Genomic DNA, 19492 nt, shown 5'->3' with positions numbered 1-19492 from the left:
GAGACGACGATGGAAACACATACTGCCGAACTGGATGGCACATATCGTCTTATTGTTAATCCACAAAACACGCGTCTCATTGTGAATATTTTTCTTCAAGAGCAAGGTGAGTGACTACGAGGCTGTTCGCTACGTTTGTCTACGATATCGTTTGAGAACAAACGCGATCGGACTGGATGTACGTACGATATACAAATCATTTAGTGATTCACATCTGCATTCGGTGTTATAATGTGGTGTGAGACTCCGTCGTGGAGCCGGAGACGAGTTTTGAAACGGTCAGCCGTCTCGGCTGTCGGTGTGGCTGCGATCGGTCACTCAGGATCAGTCTCTGCTCAGTCCACAGATGCGTCGATCGCGATCGACGATCAAGAGACGGATGGTCAGACGATCGTCGTCGCAGAGGCTCGAACCGACGTCGAAGCCACACTCATCATCATTTCGGATCATCAAGTCGACGGAACCAACATCAACTATCGAACGATCGAACTGGGTGCCGGTACCGACGTTACCGATCGACCTCTCGAACTGAGTAAGCCAATCCCCGAAACACAGGAGATACGGGCCGAGATCTGGGCTGATGATGAACTTCTTGCCCGGGATAGTGCACTCGTGGCGGTTGATGAGTCAATTGCGGATGCAGGACCGGCAGTCGAACTCGTTGAAGCCGATCCTGATTCCGGATTCTACCTTCCGTACGCTCTGTTTAAACCCACGACAGATCAGACAACTGAACGTCCGATTTACGTTCAGCCAAACAATGCCCCACGGGTCGAAACACGGGATGAACTGCAAGACCAAATCACCGATAGTGAATTCCGGGCTGCTGGTGAGCTTCGATTCCCGGGGCTTATCCCCGGATTGCCGCGGTTACCCGAAGACGGACTAGATCTCGTCCAAACCTTAGCGATTCAAACGTTACGGCCGGAAACCGGATTGGACGACATTACAACCGACGCATTCCCACAAGAGACGATCGAGCGGGTTGACGAGCAGATCGTGAACATGATCGATGACGCTCGAGAACGACTGGGCGATGAAGGATACCCAGTAAGCGATCTGATTCACATGGAGGGATTTTCGGGAGCAGGGACGTTCACGTCGCGATTTGCGTTCCTGCATCCAGGTCGAGTCAGCACCATTTCGGTTGGCGGGACGGGTGCAGCTCCGCTCCCCCACGACACGCTGAACGGGACACGCCTGCCCTATCCGCTCGGTACGGCTGATTATGAAGATCTCACGGGGAGATCATTCGACGAAGAGGCTTGGATGAACATTGATCAGTTCTTCTTCAACGGTGAAGAAGACCAGCCACTCCCGGAAACGGATCCACGAGGGTACTACGGAATCTCCACACAGTATGGCGATCGGGCTGTCGACGTCTACGGCAAAAACCGGATCACGGAACGGCTCCCAATCACGATGTCCGTGTACGAAGAAGCCGGCGCGAGTATGACATCCAAAGTGTACGAGGGTGTCGGACACTTGGTGAACGGGGAGATGCTCGATGATATCGTCGCCTTTCACCGAGAACGTTCGACGGCTGAGCACGCATTGTTCGGACTATCTGTGCGCCGATCCGCTGATCAAATCGGCGTCGACGAGTCGGTCACCGTGACCGTCGATATCGAAAATCGAGTGAGCCGTGTTGCAACCGCAACGCCGAGTTTGAGCGTCGATCAGCGAGAGATCAGTACGAAACAAAAGCAGATATCGCCTGGTGAAAGCGAGACGATCGAGTTTGAGCACTCGTTCGACACTCCTGGCTCGTACGAGTTTCGTGTTGATGGGAGACGAGTAAGTGGGAGTCCGATCGAGGTGGTTGAGAATCCACAGAGTAGTGCGGCGAACTCCAGCGATGTCTCAACAGCAGGTACGGAACCAACGAAGAGTCCGACTCCAGAGCAGGATGACGTAACGGCTGAGGAACAACCTGGGTTCGGTGTACTACAGGCGATCGCGTCAGCAGGTGGACTCGGATACCTGATCAAACGGCGAGCGTCAAATAACGAGTAGTGAGCGAGGTTGGTCACCCCATGGGCGAAGCGACCTTCGAATCGACGATCGAGTACTCCCGATCCCGACTCGTTCCCTCGGCCTCGAGGAGGTTGTACTGGACCATCTTCGAGAGATATGTCCGGACCGTCCGCTTCGTTCGAGGATCGTCGACGTCGTCGGAATAGTGCTCGTGGATCTCACTCGGTCCAATTGGCCCGTGATCGCGCACGATTTCGTAGACGACGCGCTGATGGGGCGTGAGCGACTCGAGGCTCTTCTGTTTGATCTGGGCACGTGCATCCTCGGCTGAGTCGAGGAGGATGTCGTCGGTGATCCGGTCGCAGTTCTCGCGATCGGCCTTGCTGGCCGCGGTCCGCAGAATTCCGATCGCGAGGCGGGCGTCGCCGGCGGCCGCATCCGCGATCCGGTAGAGCTGGTCGTCGACGATGACGTCCTCGTCGAGGCCCCACTTCGCGCGAGCACGCAGAATGTCGAACAACTGGTCGTCGTGGTACTTGTCCATCCGGACGTGCTCGCTCGACCGGAGGCGGCTCACGAGGCGATCGTCGATCTGACTGAACAGCTCTTCTTCCGTGTTCGCGATGCAGATGATCGCGAATTGTGGGAGATCATGAAGGGTGTAGATGATGCTCGGGTCCTCGAGCTGATCGACCTCGTCGAGGATGACCACGGTTCGAGGACCGTCGTACTCCTGGAGTCGATTGGTGAGTTCGTCGTGGGGTGTCGACTGACGGTGGATGTCGATCGTCGTTCCGAGATCGTCGAGAATCTGGTAGAGCGCACGAAATCGGGTGTGGTTCCGCCAGCAGTTGACGTAGGTCGCCTCGACGTCGAGAACCTCCTCGCGAAGGCGCTCGGTGACGAACTTCGAGATGCAGGTCTTACCGGCGCCGCTTGGGCCGGTGACGATCGCCGTGTCGGCGGGCTCGTCGTTTGTGATCGGCTCGAGGACGCTGGAAAGGTGGTTCACCTCGGCGTCGCGATGCTCGACCTCACGAGGGACGAACCCGGCACGGAGAACGCGAGCATCGCGAATCATCTGTCGGTGAGTGACTAGTTCCGGTGTGAGTCATAAAAGTATGACTGGGTGGATTCCGGAAAGGCTCTGATCGCCGTTGGAACGCTTCCGCTATTACTCCGCCTCCACTCGATTCTGATTGTGGAAATATCCGGTTTCCGGAAACGGCCGGAATCCCAGTCACCGGTGTGGAGCTCGTCGTCGATCTCGATTGGGGATGAGACGGGCAACTTCTCTGGAATGTAGTAGGGGTGGGGATGCGACTGCCGGTAGTGTCCCGACGCCTCCGAAGGTTGCTACCGAGTTCCCATTTTGAATTAGATTGTGTGTGACGCGTCTTATTCATATTTGGTATAAGTTAATTTGGCCCTGTTAAAATCCTCTTCTTCAGACATATTCTTGTCTGAAACAGCCGGTTGCTGAAAAGGGCGAACCTATCGTCACTAGTTCTATCGACTTCCGTTGATGTTCAACGTAGCTCGCTGAATACAGGGCGCGAATCCAGCAATTCAACTGTATTTTCCCGACTCTAAGCAGTTCTACTCATGTGATTTCTTGAGGAAATATTCTACAGCCGCGTTGAATGTTTGGGAATTCATATGTTTTTGAAGAGTTGGTAAAACATCGCAATGATCACGAAGACGACCATTACATAGACAAGACCGGATATAACTTCAACAATAATGTTATCGAGGATGCTTGCGATACTCGGCGCGCTGATCGTCGCAACGACGAACGCACCAATAACAAGGATGATTCCTGCGACGAACAGTTCAATTACATCGTCTGGAGTCATAATTCCCCCCGCTTCAAACGTTCAATCGTAATTCGGTTGTACAAGCTGATTAATAAGGCGATAATCACGAGTGAAGTGACACCTGACAGTACAGCTGCCGAGGGAATCGGCAAGTCTTGACTGAGAACACGATACGCGCCGGCGAAAAGCCCGCTCCCGGTGCCGATAATCCCAAAGAATAGTCCCGCGAACTGGGAGAAGCTTAGATCGATCACGCTTTGAGCAGACTCCTCATCATTCAAGACTGCCTATTCTTGTGAATTTATATGTATTAAAAGTTAGCTTCAATACCAAGATCGCGTTAAGTTAGAGGATGAGGCGGACGAGTTCTGAGTGTCTATGGCAGAATTCGACCGCCTCAGCGAAGGTATCGCGTGGATCGACTTGTCGTTTGTGGAGCGAGATCGAACTCCGCGGTGGGCGATTGAAGTAGGGATCCGCTGCCACTTGGCTGGTATGTCACTACGCGAAATAAGTAAATTACTTGGTGAGTATGGAATTGAACGGAGTCACGTCGCTATTCACGACTGGGTTCATAAAGCTGATCTACAGCCGATCTCGACCGTCTCCGAGGATCAGCTTGCGGTTGACGAAAAGATGCTCCGCCTCCACGGTCAACAGTTCTGGACCGACGGGGACACCTTGAAGGAGGGACATTATCCTACCAATTAGGAGATCGTTGATAAAAGGACTCCTCCGAGAATTCATTTCTCCGAAGCCGTCAAGAAGTAGGGCACATATTCAGCAAGGTCCGAAAGTCAGTTAGAAAGAGAACATAGTGGTAGTCGAAGACAGGACAGGATAAAACTGACTCTCTGTTCGAAACATAACTTAAAGTGACACACTCATCCTTATACCGGGACACGACATACTACGAATACATCCTGCATGTGGAGTCAATACGATTTTGAAGCCATTGAAGCCCTCCACGAGGAAGTCGCCGAGGACTACTCCGACCTGAACCACCCGCACGGCGAGTACGCTCGAGTACTTCTCACGGCCACGCAGAATCTCCACGATACTGACACCGGCCTACGGCACGTGCACGGCGATGTCATCGGCGACGAACACAAAATGCAGATGTTCTATCTCCGTAGAGGAGTCAGAGCGCTCTTCTCAGTATATCATTCCGCGAAATACCACCACTACAGCACGGCATACTCACGGATCCGTGTACTCCTCGAATTGTACCTTGTCGTAAGAGAGATGAACCGGAAGCAAGAGAAGACGAAACAGAAATTCCAGGATGCGCGGTCCGAAATCCGAGAGAACGAGTATGGCCCGTTTGACCCTCTCCCGTTCGCAGATTATGTGGACGGGCTTCGACGGCATCTCCTCGGCACGCTCACCGATGAGTATGAGTCGCTCGATGCGTTAATTGGGCGGCTCAGCGATTTCGGCGCACACCCCACTTCGATTAAGACGCCGCAGAGAGAGATGGAGCACGTTGATATCCTTGAGGAGAACGTGCTGGGTTTCGCGCTCATGTTCGCATTTGGCCTCGCAGCGCAGTACGCGCGTACGTTCAAAGACACCCCGCTCGAGCGTGCTATGCGGGAGGATATGGATGCAATATTCGTTGCTGTGCTTTGGCAAGTCGGGTCTTTGCCCGAGTTTTTCGCGGAAGATTTGCAGTTCGGGTCGCAGATCGGGTAACACTTAGTACTTCCTGATAAGTTAACAAGCCGCCAGTTTGGGGCCTGAGAGGGATCTCCTCACTCTTCTCGAAGATGCTGAACGCACAGAATACAACCTCAGAGGATGGATTTGATGGATGACTTGTTTTCATATGAGCCTGTCCACAATCATTAGTTGGGCATCCTGTTGACCGGTTACGATACTTATTACACTTTTCAGGGAATGAGGGATCGCAACGGTACTGAGCGAGACATGCTTCCCCTTGTTTTAGCGGTACGTTAAATAACGAAGTCTCGAAAGGTCACCCCGATAGATGACAGCTTTCGACAAAGACGCCCGGGAATTCCACAAGGAACTGGCCCAAGACTACATCGCAAAACTAGAAAGCAGCGGCGTCATAGATCCAGAGAAATACTTTGAACAGGTCAACGCCTTCACCCATGGGCGGATCACTGAGGAAGAAGACGTTCGGGAGTTCCTCGGGGACGAAGAGCTTCCTTTGGAGGCTTTCTACCGGGTTACTCCTACCTGCGGTCAGGATGTAATGATGGCGACGTTGAACCCTGGGATGCAGAACTCGCTTAGTCTTTCTACGTTCACGGATGGTGAGTATGGACGTCAGCACGAGGTCGGCGCCGATCTAGAATGGAAAGCGGCGAAGGTGGCTGCGAATCTGGACGGGTTCCTGACCCATCGGGACAATATGTTCAGTGATTTGATTGACGGTCTTCGCAGCGAACTGGATTTGATGGACGGATCTGGGAGTTTGGAGGATTACTTGGACTGCAGCGAGGACTCTCCGCTGGATGGCTTCTTTGGGGATGTCTGTTATACTTGGATGTATAAGCTGGCGACTCCGGACGATGGATACATCAGCGGGCTGGGAGGACCGAGTAAGTCGGAGGCGAGGGAAAGGTTTGCTGAAGAAATATTCGATGTTGTCGAGCCGAAAGTGTTGGTTTGCGTTGGGAAGGATGGTTGGAAGACGGTGTGGGATTATCTAGATAACCCGGAAGATAAGATCGAGGCGTATTCAGAGGATTCGCCTGTGATTGATAGCTATCATCCGAAACTCGAGAAAGGTGCATACAGCGGTTTATACCGTATTGAGTCAGAGGATCTATGGGTGATTACGACGTGGCACGCCAGCTACTGGGTCAAGTCTGATCGGCTCCGACGGAACGCCCAAAAACTGAATGATGAACTGAGTATGTAGCTAGACAAGGTTCGTATAGCACGTTGCTTACAGCTTGATTCTGTGTGAAGTACAATGTTGTATCGAAGGATAACGACCCGTATGAAATACCCAGTAAATCTATCGGCACTCCTACTTATCGGTTTTTTACTAGCTCAAGGAATGGAACGAACGACACCCGCTTGCTGAGTACATCCTCTATATTCAGCAGGCGGTTCTTGGCACATTTCGGATAGATGGATAATCGCTTCGGTAATCGCTTACCCTGTACTGAACGAGTGAGCGTAGAAAATTATCAACTACTGAGAGTTACAACAGAGCCGTTAATTTGAATAGTGAGACGAGATTCGACACTATGTGTGCTCACCGCCATCCATTTTGGATGCGGAGCATGGGCGGAGCAGTATGCACCCCGGAGTGCCGCTGTAAGCACGGGAAATGTAGGGCAGTTTGACCACCTGGCCGTGATACTGTCGCTGCCGCTCACACGTGCTTGCCGGACTGTTCAGCACGGACCGCTCCTACAGCGTATCAGCTACCCATGTTCTTACCTAACAGTTCCTGTCTAATCTGGCCATGATTTTGGTAAGAGTCTGAGAGATTAAGGCGAGAGACATACCGTAATTGCAAGTGCAGTGCATCAAATGAGAGTCACGGGTGAGTAGCCCGAACAACACACCACTACTGCAAGTGAAACTGCTCGAGATTCGGTAATAGTACCACATCTCCGTTCTTCACTTGCAAACGTGATGTGTGGCCCCCACAGATCGATGGCAGTCTGAAGACACACACCACTGTTTCACCAATGTAGCGAGAGTGTCGTCAGGAGTTCACGAATTCTATTTCGAGCCGGGGAGGGGCGAGCTCAGACAAATCTACAAGACACCCACCAGTGTTTCAGGAATTAATTCAGCCGGAAGGATACTTGACTCATAACGGGAGAGTGGTCAACACTCGATTTGAGGAGTTGAGGATAGCTATCTCGGAAGACTGGAGACATTACACATCTCTCAGGAACTCGCCCCAGGAGAGTAACCACGATATTCTCGTGGTCGATCCAGATATTCGGATGGTCGGTTAGCCCGAATATGGTCACGAATACCTCAAGACCCCCACCACCGTTTCACCAATTCATCCGGATTAGAGTGTGGGTCGAGTACTAAAGCGTCGAACCTTGTCGTTCTCGAATTGCTTCAGCCACGTTGAACCGGAAACCGCAGAATCATGGCTTCTAGGCTTCGCTCGTTGACACAATGCTACTAACTAAACACCACAGGTCATACCGTCAATGAATACTAGTAAGAGCTCGGCGAGTCATAGCACCATCTACATTCAAATATTGTTGAGCAGTTTCCAAATCTTTCCAGCCAAACATTGCTCGAAGCGCAGTCATATCTAATCCACGACCAGCGTGATAGGAAGCTGCCGTTGCTCTAAGCCCATGCGGTGATGTTGTATTTGACTGTAATTTTGGAGCATGTTCAAGCGCGCTATTGAGTCGACGTTGAAGTGTAGATAATGAATACGGCCACCCTCCGTGTTCCTCATCTAAAAACTCTAATGCAATATGGACTCGAGACGAAAAATGAAAAGGCACAGCACGAGCTGCTGCTGATGTTTTTGGTTGCCAGTATTTTTTACTGAGTTTTGCATATTCTTTAGCCGAGTCTGATTGTTGACTAACCGCTTGACGGCAGTAGCCACACAAGCCGCCGTTGCGTCCCTTATTACAGGAATGATGGTTTGGAATTCGAATCATCTCCCGTTGCCAATCGATCCACTCTCCAGAGAGATGCGTGAGTTCGCCTGGGCGAAGTCCTAAACGGCCACCAATAAGGATGATAGCATGAGCCTCCAAACTTGCATTGGTATCGTTCATTCGGTGGGTGGCTTGAAGTAGTCGTTCGAAATCACGCTCGGTGAGTGTGCTTTCATGTGTAGGTGGCATGAATACGGCCATCTCCCGTGTACTGGTAAGCCAAACTATGTTGTGATACGTAGGACAGCTATATTGGAAACTAGTGTGTTTGTCAAGCAGGCCTGTATCTGCTCAAATTAATATAATAGTACTCAAACAATCTCGATTACGTAACGAATATGCAGATATAATTTTACATAGTGACCGTTGATTATTACCTATTTACTTTGCTAAAATTGCGACAACCAATTTAGAACAATCTGCTCAGCATCGTCGATATCTGTTATTGGATTCGACCCCCCTAGTAGATTAATCTCTCTTTCACTCGTTACTGCGGGCTCTACAACAGCCGCCTGTTTTGCATCAGCAACCCGGCTACTTCGAGTAACTGAAGATCCACTTTCTCCATATTGGCCACAGACGAACTCGACATTATCAACTTCTGCTGGAGCAGCTTCGCGGACGAGCGCTTCGAATAGTGGATCTCCAGGTAGGAGCAGCCGAATTGACGGGAACTGCTCAGCAATCTCTGGCTTGAACGTCACAACAACACCGCTACCCCCTCCAAGCTCTGCCTGAGCTGTCTCTCCGAGCGACTCCGGCATTGCTACTGCACCCTCCTCCGGCAGTTCCAGAACGTATGCATCGTCGACGATATCTTCGTAGTCGTCGGCGCGGGCATGGTTCCGGAGGGCAGTAAACGACCAGTCTGTCTCTTCGAGGCGGTCGCTTTGCGTAAGCTGTATCTCGATCGTCTCTAAGCTCACCAACGGTTCATACGACCGATCACCGGTCCCGATCTCATCGAATGCGGGATAGCAATAGGGTTCCCACCCGTCAAGTCCGGAACTTTCGATTATCGCCTCTTTCGTCGACACCTCTTCTGGCTCACCTGCTAGCCCGGTCTCCTCGGCTTTCTCCTGGGCACGTTTTGCCCGTGAGTCCGCTTCTTCGACGACTTGTTCACTGGGCTCTCTAGTGTCATCAGACCCGGAACTACCCATAACAGCGTCTTTGATGTCCTGTTCGATGCTGTTCAGTACCGGACGCATCGGCCCAACCACGTTCTCGAACAGCTGTAACCGTCCCTCCAGTTCCTCATAGATGTCGCCGTCGATGCTGTCCTTGTAGGCGTAGTTGATGATCTTCACGACCTCGTTCTTCTGGCCAATACGGTCGATTCGACCGATGCGTTGTTCAACCCGCATCGGATTCCACGGCAGATCGAAATTGATCAGCGCATCTGCAGTCTGGAGGTTCAGCCCCTCACTCGCGCTGTCTGTACAGATCAGGATATTGGTGTCCCCGTCAGTGAAATCGCGCTTGATCGCCTCTTTACCGACGTTCACCCACTCTCCGGATGTTTCGTCGTACTGCATCCCGCCACCACCACTGTACGTACCGACGTTCGGATGTGTGTCTGTCAGGGTCTCACGGATATGCTCGAGGGTATCGTGATATTGTGTGAAGATGATGATGTTATCACGGGCGCTCTGACGGAGCGAGCGAATGTCGCGGCGCAACTGCGCTACCTTCGGGTCGGTATGGGCCTGCCTGAGATCGTCCACGAACTCTTGGAGGGCCGTCCGCTCCGCCTGAATCACGTCGGCGGCACCACGACTACTTGGCTGATAGGCGTCGAGGGATGCTTGGCCGATCGCCTCGTCGATGGTCGCCTCCGTCACTCCGGCGTCCCTACTAAGCTCGGAGACCTCCTCGGTCATGTCCTCAACCTTCTCGTCGAGCTTCTCCATCCGGCGCTGGAGGCTCTGCTTGATGGCGTGTAGACTGCTCGTCAGGCGCTGACGATACGTGGTCATCACGAAGCCCAACGCGAGTTTCTCCTTCCCTGTCAGGACTTTCTGCGACTGCTTATACGTCTCATCAATATACTGCTCTACCTGATCGTACAGCGGGGCTGCGTCACCCAGCTCGATACGTTTTGTCTCGACATCCCGAGTCGGAACCGTATCGTCGAGCAGCTCGAGATCCTGACACTGCTCCAATACCGCTCGAGTATTCCGGAAGATGCGGGACTGAACCGGTGTCGCCCACTGAGAAGCCTCCACTAGTGCGCTCCACTCCGTTGGCCCACAGTCGAAAATGAGCGAGCGCGGATCGTCAAATCGGGGTGAGGTTTCGCGCACGCCGACGAGTTTCTCGAGGGCTTTCCGCTGCTGAATTGACTCCGTGTCCGTCGCCTCGACTAGCGCCTTCGCCTGCTCGTCGTAGCCGGGATTCGACGTGAGATGTTCGTGAATGAGTTTCCCGAACCGTTCAATTCTTGGTCGGCCTTCGTCCTCCTCCAGATCGAGCTCTTTCTGGAACTGTTGGAGAACCTGTTGCTGTCCATCGGCTATATTCTGATACCGAGAGCCGACGGTACTGAGGCTGTCCTCGAGTGCCTGCCGTGTTTCGAAGAACTCGACGAATCGGTCCTTGTCGTCCCAACCCTCTGGGAGATCGCATAGTCGAAGGAGATCGTAGAGCTCGCCAACATTCAGCTGCATGGGCGTCGCCGTGAGAGCGTAGAGACACCGGGAGGCCTCTTCGGCCTGTCCGAGCAAGTCGTAGAGTTTCGTCTCCTCGCGAGCACTGTGTGCCTCGTCGACGACTGTGAGATCCCACACGTTCTCGTCGATGCGTGGGGCGACGTGTCCCTGATTGCCCTCGCGGCGGGCGGTATGCCACGACTCGATCACGACGGTTGACTCATCTCTATCCGTAACGAACGAACCAATCGGCGTGTTCTCCCACGCGTCGGCGTCGATCGCTCCGGATGTGGGGATACGGTGACCCTCTGCGTCTCCGAGAGGGCCGATCATGTAATCGCCGTCGTAGGACCGTTCGTGATAGTAGGCGTGGATATTGAAGCGGTCGAGGAGTTCATTCTGCCACTGCTGAACCAACCCTGCAGGAACCAGAAACAGCGCCTGCTCAGCCTCCCCGACCTGCATCAGCCGTGAGAGCGTCAGGCCTGCTTCGATGGTTTTGCCGAGCCCCACCTCGTCACAGAACAGGAGGTTGTTCGGGTAGATACTGACCGCGGTATCGGAGATCGTTCGCTGATGGGGCCAGGGCGTGACAGTACTGATCTCCTCTGCGAGGTGGATTCCTCCTGGTGTCCGTCCGGCGATCGAGACCACACCGGCGGTATCGTCTTCGGGCACCGTCGTCTGGGGGTCGTGATTCTTGACGCGCTCGACGTGTTCCTCGAGCATTCCATCGGTGTCCTTCCAGTCGATAAGGTCCTGGCGGGCAGCTTCGTCGAGCTCGAAGACATCGACGGAGGGGTGGAAGCCGTTCCAGAGTGCGTTGAACGTCGAAACGTCTTCCTCGACATACTTCGCCTCGCCGCGGCTCCAGGAGCGATGAACTTTGAAGCGTTCGTAGTTGTACTGCCACGCACTGAGCGTCTCGTTGATACTCCCCTCAAAGCTGATCTTGTTGCCCTCGCGATCGACACCGATGCCGAGCTTCGGGTGGAAGATCCCGTCACCGCCTTTGGGGTCACCGACCTTGATTTGGAGGTCGCCGCGGTCGAGGAGGGTCGCGATGATGGTGAGTTGGGACTGAACCCACGGTTCCAGGGGTTCATCTGCATCAGGGAACATCGCTCCCTTCTCGCGCTTCTGGAGGTCGGCTCCAGCGATGACACGTACTGTTCCATCAGTCTCGAGGAGGGAGTCAACCCCTTCGAGAGCGTCCGCCAGACTACGCAGACTCAGATAGCCGGCGAGCCGGTCGTAGCGGATGATCTCGTTGAGGAATGGCCGGTAGAACGTCTCCATAAGCGTCCGGTTGGTCTGGAACTCGCTCTCGTACACCGGCTCCCATGAGGCGTCCCTGAGGGTCATTTGTCGTGTTCTTCTAAGGAAGTCTGCCTCTCTAAACCAGACATATCGATATGATCAACATTTATATCGAGATAGTCTCCTGTCTCACCTGAGATCAAATTGGTCAGAACTTCATACATATCTTCGTCTTCTGGCAGTACTTCCAGTAGTGCAGTAATTGCAACTTTAAATTCGTCGTTGGATTTCAAATTCCGCTCTGTAAGCCATTTCCACGCTGCTCTGGGGCCGTCACGATCATATACGTGAAGCGCAGAATGTACTAGATCGATCGTATACGTGAACCTCGTGTCTGTGGGATTTACTGGATATTTTCTGGAGGATGGATTATCAACGCTATCGTCCTGTAGCAGAATAATATCCTGAACTCTGTCCTGATAACCTTGGAGGGTGACTTCGGTTCCTCCTCGCCATAATTTCGTGGAACGTTTTATATCGTCAATGTCGACTCCTGCGGCTACTCCTAATTGCCGTCCTTCATCATATGGTATCGTATCGTTTTCGTAGATTAACCATGCGAGGATGTACCAACGAGTCAACGCATCCAGCTGTTCAAACCCTTTTGTATTAAGGAATTTCTCTGCGATCACACTTGTGACCGCTTTACGGGCTTCTGTCAGCGCCTTTCGGGGCCTAATCGATTCACCTTTCTTATTAACTACTGGATGGGCTTCTGCAAATCGTTGAAGCGTAGGACCATATACTGCAATTGCGGTGTCTGTCTTCGAAATATTATACTCTGAATTGAGAATTTTCTCTGTCTCTTCTTCTGCAAGAGATTCGATATCGCGCGCAATATTCTCCCATAACGTCGACTCATCGGAGGAGGTCTCACTTGTTTTTCGAGCGACCAATAGGATGGAGCTGTCGGCGCTAGATTTTCCTTGGAGTCCTACACGGTCTGTCTTCTCTGTCTTGATGGGATGTGTTGCTGAAATAACGAACCCAGCATCAATTAGAGCAGTAGTTAGGGTATCCCAGGCATCCATATCCCGATGTGTAAACATGACCGTCATGATCCCGTTTCCACTTAGTAATCTATGAATTTCTGAAAAAATATCATTCATTTTATCTTCATAGAATTGGTTTGCTAACTCCTTCTTTGATTCATTATCACCGGCGATCTCGTTGAATCTGGATGGATTAGCTACTGCTTCATCATCCTTATTCGGGAGAGTAGAGCTGAACAGGTCTGGGAATATGTCTTTTAAATATCTTTTTTGAAGTACGTAATATGCCTCTGAGAGCTCGGCATACATGATACTACTATAGTACGGAGGGTCAACTACTGCAATATCGACATCCCCTTTAGATATCTCGGTATTAAGTGATGCAGCGTCTATCGAGTGAGTTTCAAGATCACCTGACACATCATATGTGGCCAATTCCTCATAGGAATCCAAAACATGTGATAAACTCTGCACATATCCCCTTCTCGGAGCCGACAAATTATTGTCCCCGAACATTTTCTTGATTGCATAATTATTGTCGGTAAATAGTGGGTCAGGATACCCCCGAGAATCGTACCACTGTGAAAGACGAGAATTGAAGCTAAATGCCCTACTAGCACCAAGTGTTAGAATAGTTAATATCGCTTTAGATCTCCTTTCAGAGTATTCCCTCTGAATCTCATCTTTGAACTTTTCATACGCTTGATGGTATTCATAATGCACAACCAGTTGGCGGGGGATGAAAATGTCCTGCCACTGGTCAATGCCATACCGTTTGATTTGCGATGTATTTAATCCGTGTTCGACTGGCTCAGAGAGAAAATCCAGCATGGCGAAGTCTGTTTCGACCCGCTCCGCCGCTTTTTTCATTCCCTGATTGTCAACTTCATCTCCGGCTCGGTATTTCCGATCACCGCTTGCATCTTCATAATTTACACCATATACACTGTACTCGAAATCCCCATCATGGATTTTGTTGCGTATTTGCTTCTCTTCTGTAACTACTCCACAGAAGGGACATTCTGCGTCTCCCCGAGAAACAGGTGCATTGGCCGGGTCATATTCCGACTTAGGTGTTCTGTCCATATCGACGAATTCGTACTCAACACTTCCATTTTCGTACTTTGGTCGGACAGCAGCTCCCCCCTTTGAACTTTGATTCAACCACCACTTCGATACTAGTGGAATGTCTCCACCGCAGGAGTCACATCTAATAATGTATGTACACGCACAGCTCAGAATGGTGCGTTCTTCAGAATTTGTCGGATAGTACTTTTCAATTGATCTTTTAGCTTCTTTATGAATCTTCTCTCCCCATTTTTCTACGTCTTCTTCTAGCGAGCCTACTTCTGGGGCGTACTCCACTCCTGCCTTAATAATCAGCGACGGTACTGGATTGAGCTCGTTTGAAATCGTCGGAAATCCATATCGAATCGATTCGAATGGGATAATCCCTCGTCCAGCGGTCGGATCGAGAAGAGTCGGTAGGTCACCTCCCCACGCTTCTTTGACTTCCTCGTGGAAATTTGAGAGTTGAACCTCGGTTGGGGAGATCGTATTCGGATTAGGATATCCGTAGTGTTCATCGATTGTTTTTCCGTTCCGATCTTGTGCGAATTTCTCTTGTATATAGTCAGAGATCCCTTCTTCCATCGCTTTTGGTCCGAATCGCATAATCTTGAGGAGTTTGTCGGCCTCTATTTGGCCAGGGTAAGCAGATGCCAAAACAGAAAGTCTGGCCGCAGGGGTAGGCCTTCCAGCAAACCATTTGTGGAGGCCTCTTAGTGCATGATAACGACCTGACTTCATGTCTTTTTGACTTTCAATGTCAATTGCTGTTAGAGGCAGTCGGGATTCAATTGCTACATTGTCGGGTGCTTCTTGCTCTATACTATCGGGTGCGGAATTGTTCTCAGACATTATTATTTAAGATGATCAGCGAGCAGAACGCGAAGTGCTTTCGTACCGCTGGGCGAGGACGGCGAGCGAGCCTTGGCGTGCCAGTAGTAGCATTCACCCAGGCTCATCTGGTCGATTCCCTTTGCGACTTCACGGAGACGGTCTCGACGTCGCATCGGCTTCATCGCACGGAACGCGATCGAAAGTCGAACCCCGGCCGCTTCGGGGAGACTGACGCTTGCGGGGTCGCCTGTACAGACGGTCTCAGGATCAAGACTCAGCTCCCGGAAGGTGGATTCGATAAGGAAACTCACCTCGTTGAACGCCCCGCCGCGTAACGTCGCGATACGAATCGCACACCAGTCGTCCCAATCGTACGCCGCGTCATCTGCCCCGGGGAGTTCGGACGGGGAACGATCGCCGATAATGGCCTCCTCCAGTTCACGTACTGAGACGCTTACTGCTTTTTGTACTCTCTCGAACCGTTCTCGTCGAGCCGTCGCGATATCACGGGGCGCCAGCTCGTAGAGCGTAATTTCGTGCTGGTCGTCGACCCGATCACGCGTCAACACGAACGTCGGTCGATTCCCGTACGCGCCGGTGGTGAAGGCGAACGAATTCCCCTCGGCGATGCCCTGGCTCATACTTGGGTCACCTCGCTGGATTCGATCACACGGATCTGCGTGTGCATCGTGACGGTGAACGCGTTGTCGACCGCGAGGAGCTCGTCCAGGTGGTCGAAGGTGTCGCCATAGAGACGGTCATCGCCCTCGTCGAACTCAATCGCGAACTCGGCTTCAGCGGTACGACCACCATCCGGATTCGCGAGATCTTCCGGCTCCATGTTGAATCGGAGGTGGCTTGCGAAGACCTCCGGGCGTCCATTGAAATCGACTTCGAACTCCGACTTCGAGTCGGCTCCGTCGTTGGCCTCATAATCGAAGTCCATCGTCGTGTCCTCTGCGAAGTCCTCATCGTTGCTGAGTTTGTTCGCAGTGAACCACGCGCCCTTCCACGCATCAGCCCCGTCCAGATGGATCCAGACGCCTTCGACGATGGGCGTTAGTTCGTCAGGGTGTCCGTCATACTCCTCGCGAGCGCTGGTAAGCTCATCCGCGATGTCAGCCCGCATTTCCTGCAGGGCCCGAGAGACGTGTGCGGGCTCAGAGGTGCGAACTTCGATGAGTTTACTGAACGGCTCAGGTTCGTCATCGCCACCTGAACCGCCGCCACTACTGCCGCCAGTCTCCTCATCATCGTCGTCAGTAGTCTCGTCCTCTTGCTCTTCGTCTTCGTCGGGTTCCTCCCAGTCGATCTCACTCCCGACGTCGTCGACCAGCTCATCGAGCGAGGTGTAGAGTGTGTGCGACTGCGAGAGCTTCACGTCCTGATAGCTGAGGCCCGCGTGCAGATTCTTCGCGTCGTCGAGTTCGTGATCGGTTGCAGTGAGCGTCGTCTCGGGCGTGTAGTACCCGGTCTTCTGCTCCTCGTCCCAGTAGGCGTACCCGTCTTCACGGACGAGCTGGGCGATCGTTTTTCGCAGTGGGATGGGTGACAGGAGAATCTCCGCATCCTGGCGTTTCCCGAACTGTTCTTCGATCGCTCTCGTCGTCATCGAGGTCGAGCCGACGTTCCAGATCGTCGCCTCGAACCAGTCAACACCGTAGGCGTCCTCTCCTTCGGGGATGATCGCGCCTGCTTCATCGAGCTTCTCGATGACACTCTGATGGATGGTGCTGTCGGTGGTGACGTTCCGATGAGCCAGGCCATCTCCAGTCGGGAAGTAGAGATGCGTATACGCCTTTTTGATGTCCTGATCGAGCGTTCCCTTCGCGCTATCGAGGCGTTCACCGAGCTTGTCCTGCTGTTCGGTGTTGAGCTCGTACTGGTCGCCGAGATTATTCTGGATGTGTTTGATGGCGGCGACGCGCTCTGCGGTCCGCTTCGCGTCGGTCACGTCGTTCGCGCTCGCCGCGAGGAAGACGACGTTGTTCTTGAACACCCGTGGCGTTTTCTGTCCGCCACTCGACGATGCTGTATTCTTGAATAGCGTTTGGATTGCCTCGGGGACGGTCTCGTAGTCTGTGATGGTGACCGTATCGAAGTCCATCACGCACAGATGCGCTTCGTCGGCCGTATCCGGGATCTCGTGTGGCTCCTCCGGTCCGACAATCACATTCAGACTGCCCTGACCGAGTGCCTCGTCAAGGGCTTCCTCGAGATGCCGTCGGGCGAGCCCGTCTTGCAGTTGCTCGACGACGGAATCGATGAGTTTCGTGAGGTTCGGCTCTGACTTGAACTGGATCTTCTCACCGTTGTCTCCGTGCAGGTAGAAACACGCAGACCGACGTCCCTCTCCAAGGAGGTTATTGAGCGCGTCGTCGTAGTGCGCAAGCTCGACTTCGGTGTTTGCAATCGCGTGTCGAAGAGGCCGGCGTGTAGTGCCGCGCCCGTCGGCGCCCTTCACGATGCTTTTCCAGAGGATTGCCGTCGTCAGATGTGTTCCGAGTGGGGGGTGTCCGTTCTTGACCCAATTCCGGTCCTCTTCCTCTGCGTTCGCCGTGCCATCTTCCGAGAAGATGTCGGCTTTGATCGCGGCCTCGAAGTCCATGTCGACCGACGAGAACAGTCGGAGAAGCGTCGAACGAACGTCCCCATCGGAGGGATACATATCGAACAGACGGACAAAGTGGCGTTCTTGGTAGTCGCTCTGGTGCTGCCAGAGGCGGTAGACTGCGCGGGAGAGCAGCTTGAGCGCACCACGAGTGCGCTGGAACGACGGGAGGGAGTCCAGTTCCTCTGTGAGTGTATCGATGACCGTCGGATGAATCGGGTAGCTGTCTTCGAGGCGGTCTCGGTGTTCCGGGTTAGCCGCACTGTCGGGGAAGGAGTCCCGATCACCCGTGTAGAGGGACATATAGGCAGCAACAGTCGTATCGCGCCCATCTTCCGCGACGCTCTCGAACAAGCGGTGTCGCAGGACAGCGGCAATTTCGTTGTCCTCCGTCGGCGTGATGGAGCCCTCGACACGGTCGCTGATACTGTTGAACTCAGAGATGGTCTCGGAGACGAGACCACGGACGTCTTCGGCTTGGTCGGCGAAGGCGGTGTCTGCGATACTGAGGACAACAGTGATCTTGTCGTTGTTCTGCGTCGCGGACAGCAGCGACATCAGGAAGGTATTCGTCTGCTTCGCGAGCGTCGAATCCCCGATTTCGACAGCGGCAGCTTGCTCGAGATATGCGGCAATCTCGTCAATGAGGATGAGCGACGGATTGTCGTTCCGCTCGAAGAGCCGTTCGAGTTTGGTTGTTCCTGGAGGCGTTCGATTCTCGTCGTTTTCGCGCAGGAACTCGTAGCCTTCCCGCCCGAACAGCTGGTAGGCCATTTCTCCCCACATCGTCTTCGTCGCGGGGGCGTCAGGGTCGTCGTAGTTCGAGCGAGCATCCTCGGCGTCGACGTGTGTGCCCACGAAGACGGCCGAGTTGACGTCGAGGCCGAGTGCAGCGGCGTCTGTATACTCATCGGCGATTTCTTGGTTGAGGATGAAGTCAGACAGGTCGGGAACAGCACTCGGCGATTCTGCGAGGTGATACGCGGCGATCTGGTTGTGGGTTTTCCCGCCACCGAAGCTGGTGTCGAGTCGGAGAATGCCGTTCGTGCCGGTGTAGTCGTCGTTATGTGCGCCGACGAAACGGGTTGCGAGACGCGTGAGAAGCTCCTGCAGACCGCTAGTGGGGTAGGTTTTCTCGAAGAAGAGTTGGGTGTCAGCGTAGACAATGGGGGCATCATCGCTATGGGCGACGTCCGCGAGACTGGCTGCGAATTGGTCTTCCGCGAGCTCTCCGGTAAGAACATCTTGACGAGGTTCGCAGGTATCGTAAATAGTCTGGGTGTTAGCTTCTCCAGGCGGTGTCGGTTTAGAATCACTCATAATGGTGACCGGATTCAGAGGACATTTTTTGAGAGATCATCTGATTACCGCTCAGATCCCGACGGGAACCTCCCATTTCGTAGACCGGTATCCCGCGACACTTTTTAAAAAAGAGTGTGAGTAACTTACAGGGCGAATCATTCGCTGACAATAATCTACCCGTTAATAAAAAATATCAACGAGCAAACTAACAAGTATTAGCGAAAGCCATTTGAGGTGTGCAATGACACATGTACTAAACTATGCTAAATTCCCATGGTAAGAGACTAGT

The 19492-nt window shown here is 52.9% G+C and carries 10 protein-coding genes and 2 pseudogenes; 5 read left to right on the top strand and 7 right to left on the bottom strand.

Annotated elements, in window-relative coordinates:
• Positions 1-300 precede the first annotated feature (300 nt).
• A complete protein-coding gene (locus ACFQE9_RS01850) occupies positions 301-2016 on the top strand; it encodes an alpha/beta hydrolase (protein WP_379739474.1) in 1716 nt (571 codons plus the stop codon).
• 13 nt (positions 2017-2029) lie between these two features.
• Here ACFQE9_RS01850 and ACFQE9_RS01845 read toward each other — a convergent pair whose 3' ends face one another.
• Positions 2030-3058, bottom strand: a complete 1029-nt coding sequence (locus tag ACFQE9_RS01845) for a Cdc6/Cdc18 family protein (RefSeq protein ID WP_379739471.1) — start codon at positions 3056-3058, stop codon at positions 2030-2032.
• 574 nt (positions 3059-3632) lie between these two features.
• A complete protein-coding gene (locus tag ACFQE9_RS01840) occupies positions 3633-3833 on the bottom strand; it encodes a hypothetical protein (protein ID WP_379739468.1) in 201 nt (66 codons plus the stop codon).
• Between the two features lie 339 nt (positions 3834-4172).
• On the opposite strand from ACFQE9_RS01840, the pseudogene ACFQE9_RS15200 reads away from it, so the two are divergent.
• The 4 genes and pseudogenes from ACFQE9_RS15200 to ACFQE9_RS01825 form a co-directional block, all read left to right on the top strand.
• Positions 4173-4469 (top strand): annotated as a pseudogene (locus ACFQE9_RS15200) (IS6 family transposase); the annotation flags it as partial.
• Between the two features lie 252 nt (positions 4470-4721).
• Complete coding sequence (locus ACFQE9_RS01835) at positions 4722-5489, top strand: hypothetical protein (RefSeq protein ID WP_379739465.1); 768 nt, start codon at positions 4722-4724, stop codon at positions 5487-5489.
• A 295-nt stretch (positions 5490-5784) separates the two neighbouring features.
• Positions 5785-6687, top strand: coding sequence for a hypothetical protein (locus ACFQE9_RS01830; RefSeq protein WP_379739462.1), 903 nt, complete (start codon positions 5785-5787; stop codon positions 6685-6687).
• 1132 nt (positions 6688-7819) lie between these two features.
• A pseudogene (locus ACFQE9_RS01825) lies at positions 7820-7915 on the top strand (IS6 family transposase); the annotation flags it as partial.
• Positions 7916-7951: 36 nt separating this feature from the next.
• Here the strand turns inward: ACFQE9_RS01825 and ACFQE9_RS01820 are convergent.
• The 5 genes from ACFQE9_RS01820 to ACFQE9_RS01800 form a co-directional block, all read right to left on the bottom strand.
• Positions 7952-8614 (bottom strand): tyrosine-type recombinase/integrase, encoded by a 663-nt coding sequence (locus tag ACFQE9_RS01820; RefSeq protein ID WP_379739458.1) that lies wholly within the window; start codon positions 8612-8614, stop codon positions 7952-7954.
• Positions 8615-8814: 200 nt separating this feature from the next.
• Entirely contained in the window at positions 8815-12441 is a 3627-nt protein-coding gene (locus ACFQE9_RS01815) for a DEAD/DEAH box helicase (protein WP_379739455.1), read from the bottom strand.
• Positions 12438-15308, bottom strand: a complete 2871-nt coding sequence (locus tag ACFQE9_RS01810; RefSeq protein ID WP_379739452.1) for a DUF1156 domain-containing protein — start codon at positions 15306-15308, stop codon at positions 12438-12440. Before ACFQE9_RS01810 ends, ACFQE9_RS01815 begins: the two co-directional genes overlap by 4 nt.
• A 2-nt stretch (positions 15309-15310) precedes the next feature.
• Positions 15311-15931, bottom strand: coding sequence for a DUF7680 family protein (locus tag ACFQE9_RS01805; protein WP_379739449.1), 621 nt, complete (start codon positions 15929-15931; stop codon positions 15311-15313).
• A complete protein-coding gene (locus ACFQE9_RS01800; RefSeq protein ID WP_379739446.1) occupies positions 15928-19221 on the bottom strand; it encodes an ATP-binding protein in 3294 nt (1097 codons plus the stop codon). The genes ACFQE9_RS01805 and ACFQE9_RS01800 overlap by 4 nt, the downstream gene beginning before the upstream one ends.
• Positions 19222-19492 lie beyond the last annotated feature (271 nt).

It is taken from the genome of Halopenitus salinus (genome assembly GCF_042662125.1).
Taxonomy (GTDB): domain Archaea; phylum Halobacteriota; class Halobacteria; order Halobacteriales; family Haloferacaceae; genus Halopenitus; species Halopenitus salinus.
Note: the sequence above shows the minus strand (reverse complement) of the source record. Positions and strands in the feature narration are given on the sequence as shown.